General features: G+C 68.5%; 13 protein-coding genes. 7 read left to right on the top strand and 6 right to left on the bottom strand.

Translation table 11 applies throughout. The annotated features are described in order from the left end of the window. Positions 1-42: 42 nt before the first annotated feature. The gene (gene secA, locus MRBLWH13_RS04225) at positions 43-2853 is read right to left on the bottom strand and encodes a preprotein translocase subunit SecA (RefSeq protein ID WP_341958215.1); all 2811 of its coding nucleotides are present in this window, start codon (positions 2851-2853) and stop codon (positions 43-45) included. Between the two features lie 164 nt (positions 2854-3017). Here secA and MRBLWH13_RS04220 point away from each other — a divergent pair, with 164 nt between their 5' ends. Continuing rightward, complete coding sequence (locus MRBLWH13_RS04220; protein WP_341957057.1) at positions 3018-3620, top strand: PadR family transcriptional regulator; 603 nt, start codon at positions 3018-3020, stop codon at positions 3618-3620. A 63-nt stretch (positions 3621-3683) separates the two neighbouring features. Next, the gene (locus MRBLWH13_RS04215; RefSeq protein WP_341957056.1) at positions 3684-5024 is read left to right on the top strand and encodes a hypothetical protein; all 1341 of its coding nucleotides are present in this window, start codon (positions 3684-3686) and stop codon (positions 5022-5024) included. A 67-nt stretch (positions 5025-5091) separates the two neighbouring features. On the opposite strand, the gene raiA is transcribed toward MRBLWH13_RS04215, so the two are convergent. The 5 genes from raiA to mtrA form a co-directional block, all read right to left on the bottom strand. Beyond that, positions 5092-5748: a ribosome-associated translation inhibitor RaiA gene (raiA, locus tag MRBLWH13_RS04210; protein WP_341957055.1), complete on the bottom strand. Its 657-nt coding sequence runs from the start codon at positions 5746-5748 to the stop codon at positions 5092-5094. Between the two features lie 94 nt (positions 5749-5842). Beyond that, positions 5843-6526, bottom strand: a complete 684-nt coding sequence (locus MRBLWH13_RS04205) for a phosphoribosyltransferase family protein (RefSeq protein ID WP_341957054.1) — start codon at positions 6524-6526, stop codon at positions 5843-5845. Between the two features lie 136 nt (positions 6527-6662). Continuing rightward, positions 6663-8381 carry an LpqB family beta-propeller domain-containing protein gene (locus MRBLWH13_RS04200; RefSeq protein ID WP_341957053.1) on the bottom strand — a complete coding sequence of 573 codons (1719 nt, stop codon included), beginning with the start codon at positions 8379-8381 and terminating at the stop codon, positions 6663-6665. Continuing rightward, positions 8378-10057, bottom strand: coding sequence for an MtrAB system histidine kinase MtrB (gene mtrB, locus MRBLWH13_RS04195; RefSeq protein WP_341957052.1), 1680 nt, complete (start codon positions 10055-10057; stop codon positions 8378-8380). Before mtrB ends, MRBLWH13_RS04200 begins: the two co-directional genes overlap by 4 nt. A gap of 6 nt (positions 10058-10063) precedes the next feature. Then, complete coding sequence (gene mtrA / locus MRBLWH13_RS04190; protein ID WP_056308458.1) at positions 10064-10744, bottom strand: MtrAB system response regulator MtrA; 681 nt, start codon at positions 10742-10744, stop codon at positions 10064-10066. Between the two features lie 96 nt (positions 10745-10840). Between mtrA and MRBLWH13_RS04185 the strand changes: the two genes are divergently transcribed. The 5 genes from MRBLWH13_RS04185 (at position 10841) to MRBLWH13_RS04165 (ending at position 16481) form a co-directional block, all read left to right on the top strand. After that, on the top strand, positions 10841-12319 hold the full coding sequence (locus MRBLWH13_RS04185; RefSeq protein ID WP_341957051.1) for a hypothetical protein: 1479 nt from the start codon (positions 10841-10843) through the stop codon (positions 12317-12319). Then, positions 12316-12957, top strand: coding sequence for a DUF4129 domain-containing protein (locus MRBLWH13_RS04180; protein ID WP_341957050.1), 642 nt, complete (start codon positions 12316-12318; stop codon positions 12955-12957). The genes MRBLWH13_RS04185 and MRBLWH13_RS04180 overlap by 4 nt, the downstream gene beginning before the upstream one ends. Further along, a complete protein-coding gene (locus MRBLWH13_RS04175; RefSeq protein ID WP_341957049.1) occupies positions 12954-14147 on the top strand; it encodes a DUF4350 domain-containing protein in 1194 nt (397 codons plus the stop codon). Before MRBLWH13_RS04180 ends, MRBLWH13_RS04175 begins: the two co-directional genes overlap by 4 nt. 102 nt (positions 14148-14249) lie before the next feature. Further along, on the top strand, positions 14250-15173 hold the full coding sequence (locus MRBLWH13_RS04170; protein ID WP_311243464.1) for a MoxR family ATPase: 924 nt from the start codon (positions 14250-14252) through the stop codon (positions 15171-15173). Beyond that, positions 15174-16481 carry a DUF58 domain-containing protein gene (locus MRBLWH13_RS04165; RefSeq protein WP_341957048.1) on the top strand — a complete coding sequence of 436 codons (1308 nt, stop codon included), beginning with the start codon at positions 15174-15176 and terminating at the stop codon, positions 16479-16481. It begins immediately after the preceding gene. The last annotated feature ends 46 nt before the right edge of the window (positions 16482-16527 follow it).

Raw genomic sequence — 16527 nt, 5'->3', positions numbered from 1 at the left:
GGCCGGATCCACTCGGATCCGGCCCCTCTCGACGCGTCGCGCCTACTTCTTCTTCTTGCCCTGAGCGCGGCGCTGTTCGCGGTTCCCCGCTGCCGGCGCGGGGGCCTCGGTGCGCTGACCGAAAGCACCACGGGCGGCCTCCTGCGCGGGCTCGGCTGCCTCGGTCGGCGCCTGTCGAGCGGCGGCGGCCTGACGCAGCTTGTCGGTCGCGGCCTGCTGAACCCGGCCTCGATCGTCTCGGACCTCGACCTCGCCGGCGTCGTTCGCCGCAGAGTACTCGAGACGCTGCTCTCCTCCGCCGTCCGCCAGCCCCTTGGCCTCGACCTCTGCGGTCTGCGCGTCGCCTGCACGACGGACCTCGACCTCGAGGTTGTAGAGGTAGCCGACCGACTCCTCCTTGATCTGGCCCATCATCGACTGGAACATCGCGTAGCCCTCGCGCTGATACTCGATGAGCGGATCGCGCTGTGCCATGGCACGCAGGCCGATGCCGTCCTTGAGGTAGTCCATCTCGTAGAGGTGGTCGCGCCAGCGACGGTCGAGGACCTGCAGCACGACTCGACGCTCGAGCTCACGGGTGGCCGCGTCACCGAGCGACTCCTCGCGGGTCTCGTAGGCGATCTTCGCATCGGAGAGCAGCTCGCGGGTCAGGCCGTCGGCAGTGATCCCGCCCTTGCGGCCAGCGGCCTCGGAGACGACCTCGTCGATCGTCACGCTGACGGGATAGAGCGTCTTGAGCTCGGTCCACAGCGCATCGAAGTCCCAGCTCTCGTTGTGCCCCTCGCCGGTGTGGTCGCGGACGACCCCACTGATGGCATCCTCGATGAAGTGCTGGACACGGTCGGCGATGTCGTCGCCCTGAAGGATGTGACGGCGGTCGGCGTAGATCGCCTCACGCTGGCGGTTCAGGACGTCGTCGTACTTGAGGACGTTCTTGCGCATCTCCGCGTTGCGGGACTCTACCTGCGACTGCGCACTGCGGATTGCGCGCGAGACGAGACCGGATTCGATCGGGACGTCGTCGGGGAAGTTGGTGCGCGCGAGGATCGCCTCGGCGGCTCCCGACTGGAACAGCCGCATCAGATCGTCGGTGAGGCTCAGGTAGAAGCGGCTCTCGCCGGGGTCTCCCTGACGGCCGGAGCGACCGCGCAGCTGGTTGTCGATGCGACGCGACTCGTGGCGCTCGGTGCCGAGCACGTACAGCCCGCCGGCCTCGATGACCTTCTCGGCCTCCTCGGTGACGACGGCCTTCATGGCCTCGTACGTCTCATCCCACGCGATCTCGTATTCTTCAGGCGTCTCGACGGGGTCGAGCCCCTTGCCCTTGAGCTCCTGCACGGCGAGGAACTCGGCGTTTCCGCCGAGCATGATGTCGGTTCCACGACCGGCCATGTTCGTCGCCACGGTCACGGCACCGAGGCGACCCGCGCGAGCCACGATCTCAGCCTCGCGCGCGTGGTTCTTCGCGTTGAGGACCTCGTGCTTGACGCCCTTCTTGGCGAGGAGTCGCGAGAGGTACTCGCTCTTCTCGACGCTCACCGTGCCCACGAGGACCGGCTGCCCCTTCGAGTGGCGCTCGGCGATGTCCTCGACGACCTGGGCGAACTTGGCGGTCTCGTTCTTGTAGACGAGGTCCGACTGGTCCTTGCGGACCATCGGCCGGTTCGTCGGGATCGGGATCACCCCGAGCTTGTAGGTCGACATGAACTCGGCCGCCTCGGTCTCGGCGGTACCCGTCATGCCGGCCAGCTTGTCGTACAGGCGGAAGTAGTTCTGCAGCGTGACCGTGGCGAGCGTCTGATTCTCGGCCTTGACGGGCACGGCTTCCTTCGCCTCGATCGCCTGGTGGATGCCTTCGTTGTAGCGGCGTCCGACGAGGATGCGACCGGTGTGTTCGTCGACGATCATGACCTCGTCGTTCATGACGACGTAGTCGGTGTCCTTCTTGAACAGCGCCAGGGCCTTGATCGAGTTGTTGAGGAACGAGATCAAAGGGGTGTTCGCCGACTCGTAGAGGTTGTCGATTCCGAGGTAGTCCTCTACCTTCTCGATACCCGGCTCGAGCACGCCGACCGTGCGCTTCTTCTCGTCGACCTCGTAGTCGACTCCGGCCTCGAGAGTGCGCGCGATCTTCGCGAACTCGGCGAACCAGCGGTTGGCCTCACCCGATGACGGGCCGGAGATGATGAGCGGCGTACGCGCCTCGTCGATGAGGATCGAGTCGACCTCGTCGACGATCGCGAAGTAGTGCTCGCGCTGGACGAGGTCGTCCTTGCGCCACGCCATGTTGTCGCGGAGGTAGTCGAAGCCGAACTCGTTGTTCGTGCCGTAGGTGATGTCCGCCGCGTACTGCTCCCGGCGCACGGCCGGAGTCTGGCCGGACACGATGATGCCCGTCGACATGCCCAGGGCGCGGTACACGCGGCCCATGAGCTCGGCCTGGTAGCTGGCGAGGAAGTCGTTGACGGTGATGACATGGACGCCCTCCCCCGCGATCGCGTTGAGGTACGCCGGGAAGGTCGCGACGAGCGTCTTTCCCTCACCGGTCTTCATCTCGGCGATGTTGCCGAGGTGGAGAGCAGCACCACCCATGATCTGCACGTCGTACGCGCGCATGCCGAGCGTGCGCTTGGCGGCCTCGCGGACCGCGGCGAAGGCCTCGGGCATCAGCTGATCGAGGGACTCGCCTTTGGCGAAGCGCTCGCGCAGCTCGACGGTCTCGTTGCGCAGCTCGTCGTCGGTGAGCTTGGAGATGTCCTCTTCCAGCGCGTTGACGGCCTTCACGACCTGGTTCAGACGACGGATGACCCGCCCTTCACCCGCGCGCAGCAGCTTCTCAAGAGGATTGGCCACAGATGTCATCTCCCTGTCGATGGTTCCGGCGGCGCCGCTGGTCGGGCGCATGCCAGGCATACTTTGCCATGTTACCTGTCCGTGACCTGCACGTGGTCTGCATGGCGCACCCGCTTCGCGTTTCCGAGTATGTATATATTGATCCACGACACACGGAGGTACACATGTCGGTACGCCAGAGCCTGCTCGCGATCCTCGCTCAGGGTCCCTGTTACGGCTATCAGCTGCGGCATGAGTTCGATCGGCGCACGGGGTCGGTCTGGCCGCTCAACGTCGGACAGATCTACAACACGCTCGAGCGTCTCGAACGCGACGGGCTCGTGGACCGTGGCGACGCTGATGCACAGGGACACGTCTACTGGGAGATCACCGAGGCCGGGATGACCGAGGTCGACCGATGGCTCGCGGCACCCGTGGAGCGGGGTCTGGCGACCAGGGACGAGCTCGCGATCAAGCTGGCCGTCGCGGCGACGCTTCCCGGCGCGGATGCCACGGACGTGATCGCAACGCAGCGCGGGGCCTCTCGACGTCATCTCGGGACACTCCGCGAAGTCAGAGATTCACGGGAGGACCGCACACCTGAAGGCCTCGCCTGGTCGCTCGTCGTCGATTCGATGATCTTCGCGGCCGATGCCGAGCTGCGCTGGCTCGATCACGTGCGCGATCGGCTCGCCGCGCATCCTGAGCACGCGCTCGCGCTCGAACTGACATCCGACCGCCCCAAACGCGGGCGACCGGCGCGTCCATCCGTCGCCGCCCTCGTCTGATCGACGTTCGCCTGGAGCGGATGCACAGCCAGCGCTCTCGTTCGGGAAACTAGGATCAGTCCTATGGCTGGAATATGGGGCAGACGCAAGCGCGAGCAGGAAGAACTGGCCGCACAGGATGCCGATCTGGCGCGTCGTGCCGAGCAGGCGCTCGTCGCAGCCGACGAGCGGATCCGAAGCACCTCCGATGAGCTGGCGTTCGCTGAGGCCGAGCTCGGAGGGCAGCTCACCGGAGACTTGAAGAAGGCACTGAGCGCGGTGCGCACGCATCTGCGCGAGGCGTTCCAGATGCACCAGCTCAATCACGACGAGATCCCTGACACCGCGGAGGAGCTGCGTGCCCGCAACGCACGCATCGTCCAGCTCTGCGACTGGGCGCAGGATCTGCTCGACGAGAAGACGACCGACCTCGCCGCCTCCGTCGCGAAGGTCCGCCGTGCGCCGGAGGTCATCGCCCAGGTGCGCAAGGACGCCGCCGAGCTGAGCTCGCGCATCCCTCACACGAACGAGACGGTCGCCCGTCTCTCCGCGCGCTACGCGGACTCGGCGATGCATCAGATCACCGCCAGCGCCGCCGAAGCCGAGCAGCTCATCGCTTTCGCCACACACGGCGCCGCAGTCTCCGAGCGACGCCGAGCGGCCAAGCAGAACGAGGAGGCCAACGTCGCGCTCGAGACGGCGACCGAAGCGACTCGGCGCGCATCCGCACTGCTCGACGCGGTCGAGGACTTCGAGATCGAGGCGCTGCGTGCGGAGTCGACACTCGCCGAGGTCGTCGCCGACTCGCGCAGCGATCTGATCGCCGCGCGCACAGCGCCGCAGACCCCCGCCGTCGCCACCGCGGTGACCGCCCTGCAGGACGCTCTCAGCGCCCTCTCCCCCGCCGGGTCCCCCGGTGACCCGTTCGCCGAGCTGTCGCAGCTCCGCGAGGCGAACACCGCCCTCGACGATGCGATCGCCACGGCGCGGCACCGCGCTGAGCACCCGCTTCCCAGTGTTCAGCAGGTGCAGCATGCCATCGACGACGCAGACCGCCAACTGGGTGTCGCCCGCGGACTCATCGCCGGGCATCGCGGGTGGATCGGTGCGGACGCCCGCACCCGCCTCGCCGAGGCCGAGCGTCTTCGCGTGGATCTCTCCGACCTGCTGCCCGCCGAGGAGACCCGCGACGAGGCACTCGCGAGCGCCCGACGCGTCGCGCACCTCGCCGCTGAGGCGCTCCAGCTCGCGCAGCGGGACATCGACTCGTCCCGCCCGCAGGACCAGGGCTGGGGTGGCGGAGGCGACGGGTGGGGTGGCGGCGGCTGGAGCGGTGGCGGCCGACGAGGCGGCGGTGGCGACATCGCCTCGGGCATCCTCGGCGGCCTTGTGATCGGCAGCATCCTGGACGGCATCTTCGACTGACGCGCACGGCGCAGACGCGAGAACGGCCCGGCTCCTTCGGGAGCCGGGCCGTTCTCGCATGTCAGTCTCAGGAGGCGAGAGCCTCGGACGGCGGCGCCGTCGTCTCGAGAGCGATCACTCCGTAGTCCCAGCCCTTGCGCCGGTAGACGACGCTCGGGTGGTCGGTGCGCACGTCGACGAACAGGAAGAAGTCGTGTCCGACGAGTTCCATCCGGTCGACCGCCTCTTCGACGGTCATCCACTCGGCACCGAAGTTCTTGGTGCGGATGACGACGGGCGAGTAGACCTCGTCCTCGTCGTTCTGGATGGGCACTGCGCCCGTCGCGACTGCGCGAAGCACGTCGACGGAGGCCGGCTGGACGTCGATGCCCTCCAGCGCTCCGCTCTCCTTCTCGAAGTGCGCCCCGCGGGGATGCTGTCGGCCGTCGACTCGCTTCTCCTTGGCCCGGCGCAGCTGCTCGGCCATCTTGTCGACCGCGAGGTCGAGGGCGACGAACTTGTCGCCGTCGGTGGCCTCTGCCCGGACGACCGGCCCCTTGCTGACCAGAGTCAGCTCGACCGTCTCATCAGGCACATGCCCGTTTCGATACACCCGATGGGTGACCTTGACGTCCAGTCGTTGCGCCCGCGACGCGAACGTCTGGATCTTGGCGATCTTCTCCTCGACAACGGTGCGGAATCGGTCGGTGATACCCACCCCGACGCCAACGATGCTCGTTTCCATTGCTGCCTCCTTGTCCCGGTCCTCCCGGCCAAGGGCGGACCGTGGTCGCCTTGTGACCCCCAACGGTAGTCGGCCTGAGGTCGGATGTCACGGGTCATTTCCTGCGTGTCCCCGATGCGTTCGCGATCCGTTCGCTGTGACGTGGCGTGGCCGCCAGAGCGACCGCCGCGACGACGTCGTAGCCGGCGTCGCGGAGCGCACGCGCGGCCTCGTCGAAGGTCGCCCCCGTTGTGACGACGTCGTCGACGAGCACGACGGCTCGCCCGTGACCCGCCCGCCGCACATGCATGGTGCCTCGAACGTTCTTCGCCCTGTCAGCGACGTCGAGCCCCCGCTGATCCGTGCGCCGACCGCGCGTGCTCACCAGGCTGCGAGGTACGGCTCCTGCCCGCCGGATCAGGAGGTCGGGCACCCGGTAGCCACGCCTTCGGTAGGCACCACGCATCGTCGGCACGGGCACGATGACGGACTCGCGCGGCGACTCCGCCAGCACTCCGCGCAGCACCGCACCGAGCGACTCCCCCAGCGGACGGGCGAGCATCGTCTCGCCGTCGTCCTTCAGCCGGCGGATGCATCTGGCTGCGACCGAATCGAAAGCCATCGCGACCCGAACCCGCAGGCCGCCGGGCGAGATCCACTCTCGCTGTGCCGGCCGGATCGCATCACGGCACGACGCGCACAGCATCGTCTCCGGCTCGTCGCAGCCCGCGCACGTCGCCGCGAGCAGGAGGGCCAGCAACTCCGCGCCGACGCCGTGGAAGGAAGCGAGCGAGCACATCCGTCGATCCTGTCGACACACGGACGCTGCAGAGCCCTCCACCGCGCTGCGGCCCGGGCGCTGTCAGCATCCGCCTACTTCGGCGAACAGTGCAGAAGAGGCAGACCGTGCAGAAGAGCCAGACGGTGCAGAAGACTCAGTGACCCGCCCGGGTCGCCAGCAGCGTGACCCCGTCGATCGACTCGCTCCATGCGGAGCCGCTCCGCGCGAACACCCCGCCGTCGACGCTGAGCACTCGCACGCCCGCCGGAGCACGGGATCCCGCGATCGACACGGCCCCGGTCGGGGCGACCTCGGATGCACCGGGCCCTCCCACGATCTGAGTGAGGACCATCCGATCATCGGGGTCCGTCAGCAGGCCGAGACGGTCGGCGCCCAGCCAGACGAGCCCGCTGACACCGGCGTCGAGCTGCGCCAGAGGTTCTGCGGGACCGAGCTCGGTCGGCACCCCCGCCTCGTCTCTGACGATCGCGGACACGACCACCCAGCGCTCGCCTCCGATGACGACGACCGCTGCGATGCGAGCGCCGTCGGCCGAGACGCGCACTGCGGAGACGGACGATGCATCCGGCCATGCACCCGCGATCGAATGCGGAGACACGTCGCTGCCGATCGCCTGGAGCGCCGACGGCGCGTTCGACGGCACGGACCACGTGTAGTCGTACGGATCCATGGACGGGCGGATCAGCGACGCCCTGGCGTCGAGCTCGTTGAACCCGTCTTCGCCCGTGACGTACACGTGCCCGTCGGCGAGCAGCACCGCTGCGTGCGAGCCGTCGATCGCGACATCGATCGCGCTGATGGGCTGCGTGACGCCGAGGATCTCCTCGGACACACCCGGGATCGGCGTGATCTCGCTGCCGACGAGCGCGCCGAACTCCCCGTCTTTCAACACGAGGCTGCCCGCGTCGGCCGGATCCTCGATCACTCTGACGACGCCGGCGTCGAGCGTGCGTCCATCGACGCTGAAGCGCACCTGATCGACCTGCACTCCCGCAGCATTCAGGGTCTCCTGCAGCTGCGTGCGCATGCGCGCGAGCGTCGTCGCATCGAGCCCGAGCGCCGCGCGGTTCAGCGCCACGTCGGCCACCTGATCGGGATCGATCGGCACGGCGTCCCGCGCGAGCTGCACACCCTGCGGGAATGCGCTCTGGACCGCGGGGTCGAGCCACGGGCTCGGTGCCCCGCCGATCAGCGACTGCGCGATCGTGGTCGCGACCGTGGCGCGTCGCGGGAACCACCGCACGTCCGGCACCAGTCGCTCCCAGGTCTGGTCGTAATACTGCAGCGCGTAATCGTCGTAGACCCGGGAGAACCGGGACTCGTCGATCACGACGCCATCGGGAGCTTCCGCGATGCGCCATTGCCCATCATCGAACACGACGACGAATGCGGAGTTCGATGCCCCGAAGGCCTCGGAGTAGGCTCCGGTCGCGTCGACGCTCGCCACCTGGTCGAATCTGACCCTCACCTCGGCCGAGTCCCCGTCTCGGGCATCCACATCGTCGTCGACGCTCGCGGTGAAAGAGCGGGTCGCGCCGCTGATGTCGATCGAGACCCCGGTGTTCGGGCGCCAGGTCGATGCGAGATCCGGGGTGAGGAACTTGCGTGCGGTGTCCCAGTTGTCGGCCGGCGTGATCGCAGCCTCCATGAAGCCCTCGACGATCGCCGCGGGTCCTGCCCCCTCAGCGGGCCCGGAGGCGAGCGGGAGGAAATCCTGGTCCTCGGGCGATGCTCCGAGTGCGAGCCCCGGTTGCACGTCGCCCGTCGTCGGAAGCCCCGAGCAGGCCGACAGGAGCAGCGCGGCCGTGGCGACGGCCACCCCGCGCAGTGCGCGTCGAGTCCGCGAGATCATTCGAGGCTCCCTCGGTCGAACAGCTCGGCCGGAAGATCGGCGAGCTGGATGGGCTGCGTCGCATCGCCGATCTCGCCCAGCGACTCCTGCGGCTCGAGGGGGATCGGCGACGGTCCGTCCGAGGCATCGCCGCGGCGCGGGAGGGTGAGCACGAAGTTGGTGCCGACGCCGAGCTCCGACCACACACCGAGCGTGCCGCCGTGCAGGGTCGCGTCGCCGAGGGCGATGGAGAGCCCGAGACCGGTGCCTCCGATCGTGCGTTGGCGTGACGGGTCGGCTCGCCAGAACCGGTCGAACACGCGCTCGGCATCCGCCGGGTCCATCCCGAGTCCGAAGTCGCGGACGCCCGCAGCCACCGAGTGCTGATTGCTGTCCACTGTCACGATTATGGGGCGCCCCTCGCCATGCTCGATCGCGTTTCCGATCAGGTTGCGGAGGACCCGCCTCACCCGCCGTGGATCCATATCGACAGGAGAGTATCCGCCGGGCGCGACGAGGCGCAGTTCGCTGCCCCGCCCGTCGGCGAGCGGCTGCATCTGCTCGATGATGTCCTCGGCGAGGTGAGCGAGGCTCGTCGCCTCGAGCTCGAGTTGCACGGACCCGGCATCGTAACGGCTGATCTCGAGCAGATCGGACAGGAGAGTCTCGAACCGCTGCACCTGAGCGTGCAGGAGCTCCGTGGTCCGTGCGGTGGTCGGGTCGAACTCCCCCCGCTGATCATTCAACATGTCGGCCGCGAGCCGGATGGTGGTGAGGGGCGTCCTCAGCTCGTGCGAGACATCGGAGACGAACCGCTGCTGCACGAGCGAGAGTTCGCCGAGCTCCTTGATCTGGGACTCGATGCTGTCTGCCATGGCGTTGAAGGAACGCCCGAGCGTGGCGATCTCGTCTTCGCCGTGCACGTCGATACGCACGGCGAGATCACCCGACGCCAGGCGGGCACTGGTCTCCGCTGCCTCGACGATCGGGGTCGAGACGGTGCGCAGCACGACGAACGAGATCGCGGCGACGATCGCGACGAGCCCGATGCCGGCTATCCAGAGCGTCCGCTGCACGAAGGTGAGGGTGTTGTCGGCATCGGCGAGGTCGTATGCGAAGTACACCTCGAACGGGCCTGCTTCGGGCACCTGCAGCTGCTGTCCGACGATGACGCCGGGCACCGTTCTGCCGTCGACGTCGAGCGACGCGGACTGCCAGGATTGCCAGTCGTCGAACTTGACCACCCGGTTCCGGAGGGCGGGGCTGATGCTGTTGGCGCTGAGGCCCGCGGTGAAGCCGTTCAGCGAGACGGGGGCCGCGCCGCCGTCGACCCGGAATCCGGCCAACCCCTCCGCTGTGGAGTTGCGCCCCAGGTCTTCCTGCACGCTGTCCCACAGCTCGCGAAGTGCTGCGGGGTCGTCACCGAGGGCTGTGGCATCGAGCGTCGTCTGCGCCTGATTCACCGAACGCGCCGCATCTTCCAGCGCCTCGTTCTTGCGCGATTCGAACAGGTCGTTCTGAATGACGAGCGCCATCGTCACGCAGGTGATCAGGATCGCGGTCGAGGTGAGCAGCAGCGTGATCGTCAGCGTCCGGAACCGCAGGGACCGTCGCCACAGGGCCCGGGTGACGGTGGGCCAACCGCGCCAGTCGCGGATGACAGCGACCGCCGTGGTGGTCGCTGCGGTGGCGGCCATGGCGCTTTAGCCCGCGCTCCCGGCACGGTAGCCGACGCCACGCACCGTCATGACGATCTTGGGGTTGTCCGGGTCGAGCTCGACCTTCGCACGGAGGCGTTGGACATGCACGTTCACCAGGCGGGTGTCCGCCTTGTAGTGGTAGCCCCAGACCTGCTCGAGCAGCATCTCCCGCGAGAACACCTGCTGCGGCTTCGAGGCGAGGGCGACGAGCAGCTGGAACTCGAGGGGCGTGAGAGCGATGGGAGCCGTGCCCCTTCGCACCTCATGCGCATCGACGTCGACGGTGAGGTCACCGACACGGAGCTGTTCCCCCACCGTCTGAGGCGAGGGGCGCAGTCGGGTGCGGATGCGGGCGACGAGCTCCTTCGGGTTGAAGGGCTTGACGATGTAGTCGTCCGCCCCCACCTCGAGGCCGCGGACGACATCGGCGGTGTCGCTGCGGGCGGTGAGCATGATGACGGGGACTCCCGACTCGGCACGGATCCGCGCGCAGATCTCGATTCCGTCCATGCCCGGGAGCATCAGGTCGAGCAGCACGAGATCGGGACGCTGCGTGCGCCACTCCTCGACGGCCCGTGCGCCGTCGGCGCAGAACACCGGCTCGAAGCCCTCCGTGCGCAGCACGATGCCGATCATCTCGGCGAGCGCGGTGTCGTCGTCGACCACAAGAATGCGTGAGGTCATAACTGTTACCTTATGGCACTCAGTACCACGACCCTCATGTCTACGCGCCCGACCGGTGTTGTGACACGATGGGAGCGCACGACGGAGGGAGTGCCGGTGAGCGGCCAGACGTGGACCCCTGCCCCCAAGAAGGGCATCATCCCCCTGCATCCCATGACGTTCGGGATGCTGTTGACGAGGTCGTTCGCGGCGCTGCGTCACAACCCCAAGGTGCTCTTCGGTTTCGGCGTCGTGATCCAGCTGGCCGTGGTGGTGCTCAGTGCGACGGTGATGGGTTTCGTGTTCGTCACGACGTTCACGCGACTCGAATCGCTGTCTGCCGCTTCGCCGGACTTCGAGGCCATCTTCGCCGGCACCATCGCGATGAACATCGTGGCCGGCATCGCGGTGGGCCTGGCATCCATCGCGTTCACCGCGCTGATGCAGGGCGTCGTCGCGGCCGAGATCGGCTTCGCAGCGATCGGGGTGAAGGCCACCCTCGGGACTCTCTGGCGCAAGATGATCCCGTCGTTCTGGCGCTTGGCCGGATTCGCCTCGCTCTCGATCATCTTCATCTTCGGCATCATCGTGATCGTCTTCCTCGTGATCGCCGGCTTCATCGCCGGCGGGCTCGGAGCCTCAGCCGAGGCCATAGGCGGGATCGTGATCCTCGTCGTGCTGCTCGTACTGGCGACCATCCCGCTCGTCGTCTGGCTGACGACGAAGCTGCTCCTCGTCCCGTCGATCCTCGTTCTCGAGAGGGCGAAGTTCCGCGACGCGCTCGTGCGGTCGTGGCGCCTGACGCGAGGCCGGTTCTGGGTGGCCTGGGGCGTCACGTTCCTCATCGGCGCCATCATGGGTGTCGCGATGCAGGTGGTGAACCTGCCCGTCTCGCTGGTCGGCTCGATGCTCGGTTCGGTGATCGCGCCGACGGGCTCGTCCGACACCGCAGGGATCATGGCGTTCGTCTTCGCCCTCCTCGCGCCGCAGATCCTGCTTCTCGTGCTGCAGGCCATCACCCTCGTCGTGCAGAGCAGCGCGGGCACTCTCGTGTACCTCGACAGTCGGATGCGCTACGAGGGCCTCGACCAGTCGCTCATCAGTCATGTCGAGCGTCGCGACCTCGGATGGACCGACGAGCAGCTCGGCGACCCGTTCATCGTCGACCCCGAGCGCGCTGTGTCGAGCGCCCCGCCGCCGCAGCAGGTCCCGGAGTGGGCGATGATGACGACGGGCTACGAGATGCAGTCGTACCCGGCCCAGCAGTACCCAGGACAGCCGTATCCGGGGCAGTACCCCGCAGCGCCGCCGTACCAGGGACAGCCGTACCAGGGACAGCCGCCTGCCGCACCGCAGTACCAGGGACAGCCGTACCAGGGGCAGCCGTACCAGGGACAGCCAGCTCCCGCCCCGCAGCAGCCCGCTCCCCTGCCGCCCTATGCTCAGCGGCCGGCAGCATCCCAGCCACCGGCCGCGCCCCAGGTGCAGGCCGCATTCACGCCTCCGCCCCCATACTCCCCGCCCGCAACGCGCCCTGCCGAGTCCGATGACTCGACGTGGGCCGCGCCCGGTGCGGGCGGCGAAGGGTCGGCATGATCCGTCCTCTCGACGACGTGCTCATCCCTGACGGGGAGGAAGCACGGAAGTGGGCGGAGCAGGAACTCGCCGACCCGCGCTACGCCGATGCGAAGCCGACGTGGTTCGACATGCTCGCGCGCGACATCGGACGATTCCTCGCCGATCTGTTCAACTCCGACAACAGCGCGAACGTCGGTCCCTCCGCATTGATCATCGTGTGCATCATCGTCTTCGGAGCGCTCGTCGCCGCGCTCATCATCTGGGGACGCCCGCGACGTGCGCAGTCGATCCGGCGCGCACGAGGTGACCTCCTCGGCGCCGACGATGACCGATCCGCGACGCAGCTGCGCGCCGACGCCGATCGCTGCGCGCGCGCAGGCGACTGGGATGAGGCCACGATCCTGCGCTTCCGAGCGCTCGCCAGAGGGCTTCTGGAGCGAGACCTCATCGATCCCTCCCCCGGCGCGACCGCACAGGCGATCGCCCGAGTGGTCGCCGTCGTGTTCCCCGCTGAGACGACGCCCGTCCGTGATGCGGCGGTCTCATTCGACGACGTGCGCTATCTGCGGCGCCCCGCTACCGAGTCGAGTTATGCCGAGCTCGCCGCGACCGATGATCGTCTGAGTGCCCTGCGACCGGAGACGGCGAACGCGTGACCGTCATCGAGCAGCGCGATGCACCGGCATCCACGGCAGAGCGTGCCCCACGCGGGCGACGCCTGAAGTCTCTTCTCGGGTGGGCGATCGTCGCCGCGCTCGTGCTCGGCGGCGTGTTCGTGGCAACCCAGGTCGCCGTCCGCATGCCCGATCAACGAGGCTCGCTCGATCCTGAGAGCGTCAGCGACTCCGGGGCGATGGCGCTCGCCCAGATCCTCGAGGAGCAAGGGGTCGAGGTCTCGGTCTTCCGCTCCCGCGCCGAGGCCCGGGCAGCACTCGACGAGAACTCCACACTCGTCATGGCGAACCCGTACACCCTGACCGACGACGGGATCACCGAGCTGATCGCCCCTGCCGACCGGGTCGTCTTCCTCTCCAGCAGCACGCACCTTCTCACCCTCCTGCGCGCGGGCGACAACGCCGCAGCGAACCCGAGTCCGGTGGAGGCCGACTGCTCCATCCCGGAGTTCGCCGACGTCGGCACGATCCGTCCCGACCGGATGTTCGCCCCGGCTGACGGCGTCGAAGGATGCTTCGGCACCGAAGACGCCTCTGCCGTGCTCGTCGACGAGGACGACGGTACGACTCGCATCGTCGTCGAAGGCGCCCGCCTGTTCAGCAACGCCTACCTCGCGGACGACGGCAACGCTGCACTCGGACTCGCCCTTCTCGGCCAGACCGACCGCGTCGTCTGGTACATCCCGAGCTTCGGCGACACGGACATCGAAGGCGAGATGCCGGACAGCCTGGGTTCGCTCACTCCGGGCTGGGTGACGCCCGCGATCCTGCTGCTGATGATCGCCGGGCTCGCGGCCGCGCTATGGCGAGGCCAGCGCTTCGGCCCGCTCGTCGCCGAGACCCTCCCCGTGACCGTCCGCGCGTCGGAGACGATGCACGGGCGCGCCCGTCTGACGGCGAAAGCGGGGGACGCCGCGCATGCGTCGGAGGCCATCCGCGACGGGAGCAGGCGCAGGTTGGCGCGCCGACTCGGACTCGCCGTGAACGCGACGGCGGAGGAGATAGCGGATGCCGCATCGGACCGGCTCCGGATCCCGCGCGGGACTCTGCACGACCTGCTCGCCGGACCCTCGCCCACCGACGATCCGTCGCTGATCGACCTGGCCCGTCGGCTGCAGGAACTGGAGAGCGCCGTCGACGCCTCGACCACCGTCGAACGGAGACCGGAATGATCCGGCGACCGTCCCATCCACCCGCCGTCCATCCATCCGAACGGAAGCCGAGGACACCACGTGACCGCTGAGAACTTCAACGACGCCGAGCTGCGTCAGGCCATGCACCGCGTGCGCACCGAGGTCGACAAGGCCGTCGTCGGCCAGGCGGGCACGGTGACCGGTCTGCTGGTGTCGCTGCTCGCACGAGGGCACGTGCTGCTCGAGGGCGTGCCGGGTGTCGCGAAGACCCTTGTGGTCCGCTCCTTCGCTCGCGCGTTGGGCCTGGACACCAAGCGAGTGCAGTTCACCCCCGACCTGATGCCGGGCGACGTGACGGGATCGCTCGTCTACGATGCGCGCACGGGAGAGTTCGACTTCCGCGCGGGGCCCGTGTTCACGAACATCCTGCTCGCCGACGAGATCAACCGCACACCCCCGAAGACCCAGGCCGCTCTGCTGGAGGCCATGGAAGAGCGTCAGGTGTCGGCTGACGGGGTCAGCCGCGCGCTCCCCGATCCGTTCCTCGTCGCCGCCACGCAGAACCCGATCGAGCACGAGGGCACATATTCGCTGCCCGAGGCGCAGCTGGATCGCTTCCTGATGAAGCTGGTCGTCGGCATGCCCGAGCGCGACGCTGAGGTCTCTGTGCTCCGCAAGCACGCGTCGGGCTTCTCACCGCGCGAGCTCACAGGCGTCGAGGCCACGGTGACGGCGGACGAGATCCGAGCGGCTCAGGCCGCGGCCGGCCGCGTCGATGTCACGGATGACGTACTCGGCTACGTCGTCGATCTCGCCAGAGCCACGAGGCAGTCGCCCTCCGTCGAGCTCGGCGCGAGCCCCCGCGCATCGACCGGTCTACTGGCCGCAGCGAAGGCCTGGGCCTGGCTCAACGCCTCGTCGGCCGTCACGCCCGACCACGTGCAGACGATGCTCGTGCCGGTCTGGCGCCACCGCCTGCAGCTGCGGCCGGATGCCCAGATGGAGGGCGTCTCGGCCGATGCCGTCCTCACCTCGGTCGTGCAGCAGACCAGGGTGCCGATCTAGGTGTTCGTCACCGGCCGTCTCGCCCTCGCCGTCGCCGTCGGCATCGTCCCGCTCGTCCTCACAGGCCTCGCGGGCTATCCGCCGTACGCCGCGCTCGGCATTTGGGTGGGACTCTGCGTTCTCCTGATCGTGCTCGACGTGCTGCTGGCGCCCAGCCCGCGCTCGGTCGTCGTCACCAGACGGGTGCCGGCACGCACTCGGCTCGGTGAGCTCGTGCCGGTGAGCGTCGCACTCCAGAACCAGGGATCCCGCACACTGCACGCGCTGATCCGTGATGCCTGGCAGCCGACGGCAGGCGCGACGCGAGACCGTCAGCGCCTCAGCGTGCCTCCGGGCGAGCGTCGCCGCGTCTCCATCCCCCTTCTCCCCCGTCGCCGCGGCGAGCTGTCGAGCGAGTTCGTGATGATCCGATCCCAGGGCCCCCTCGGGATCGCCGGTCGACAGGCGCGCCACCGGGTGCGCGGAACCATCCGCGTTCTTCCCGCGTTCTCGTCGCGAAAGCATCTGCCTTCCCGACTCGCGCGCCTGCGTGAGCTCGACGGGAACACCAGCATCCAGGTCCGCGGTCAGGGCACGGAGTTCGACTCGCTGCGCGAGTACGTCCGAGGCGACGACGTGCGCTCGATCGACTGGCGCGCCACGGCTCGCGCCGGCACCACGATGCTGCGCACATGGCGCCCTGAACGCGACCGTCACGTCGTGATCATCATCGACACCGGCCGCACGGCAGCCGCACGCGTCGGCGACGGCACCAGAGTGGACGCCGCACTCGAGGCATCTCTGCTGCTCGCCGCTCTCGCCGCCCGCGCGGGCGATCATGTGCATCTGCTCATGTACGACCGTGTCGTGCGCGCACGCGTCACCGGCGTCGAGGGCAACGCCCTCCTCCCCGCACTGACCGACGCGATGGCGCCTGTGCATGCCCGTCTCGTCGACACCGACTGGCACGGCGCTTTCGCTGCCGTGCGCACACTCACGACGCGCCCCGCGCTGATCGTCGTGTTGACCGCACAGGATGCGGCGGAGTCCGCCCGAGGGTTCCTCGGAGCCTTCCCGGATGCCTCGCGGGCGACATCGATCCTCGTGGGGTCGGTGACCGACGACGGTATCGCCGATCTCGCACGGCAGCGCGGATCACGCGAGGAGATCTATCTCGCGGCTGCTGCGGAGCGGACGATGCGAGACGCCGAGAACGTGGCGGATGCGGTCAGACGTGCCGGCGGCGAAGCGATCGCAGCCGACCCCGAGACCCTGCCCCCGCGGATCGCCGACAGGTACCTCGAGCTGAAGGCAGCCGGACGGCTGTGAGCACACCGGACCGGACGCAAGGAATGACGAAGATCATGAGCGACGC

The sequence above is a fragment of the Microbacterium sp. LWH13-1.2 genome, assembly GCF_038397735.1.
Taxonomy (GTDB): domain Bacteria; phylum Actinomycetota; class Actinomycetes; order Actinomycetales; family Microbacteriaceae; genus Microbacterium.
The sequence above is the reverse complement of the archived record's forward strand: the minus strand, read 5'-3'. Positions and strand labels throughout refer to the sequence as shown.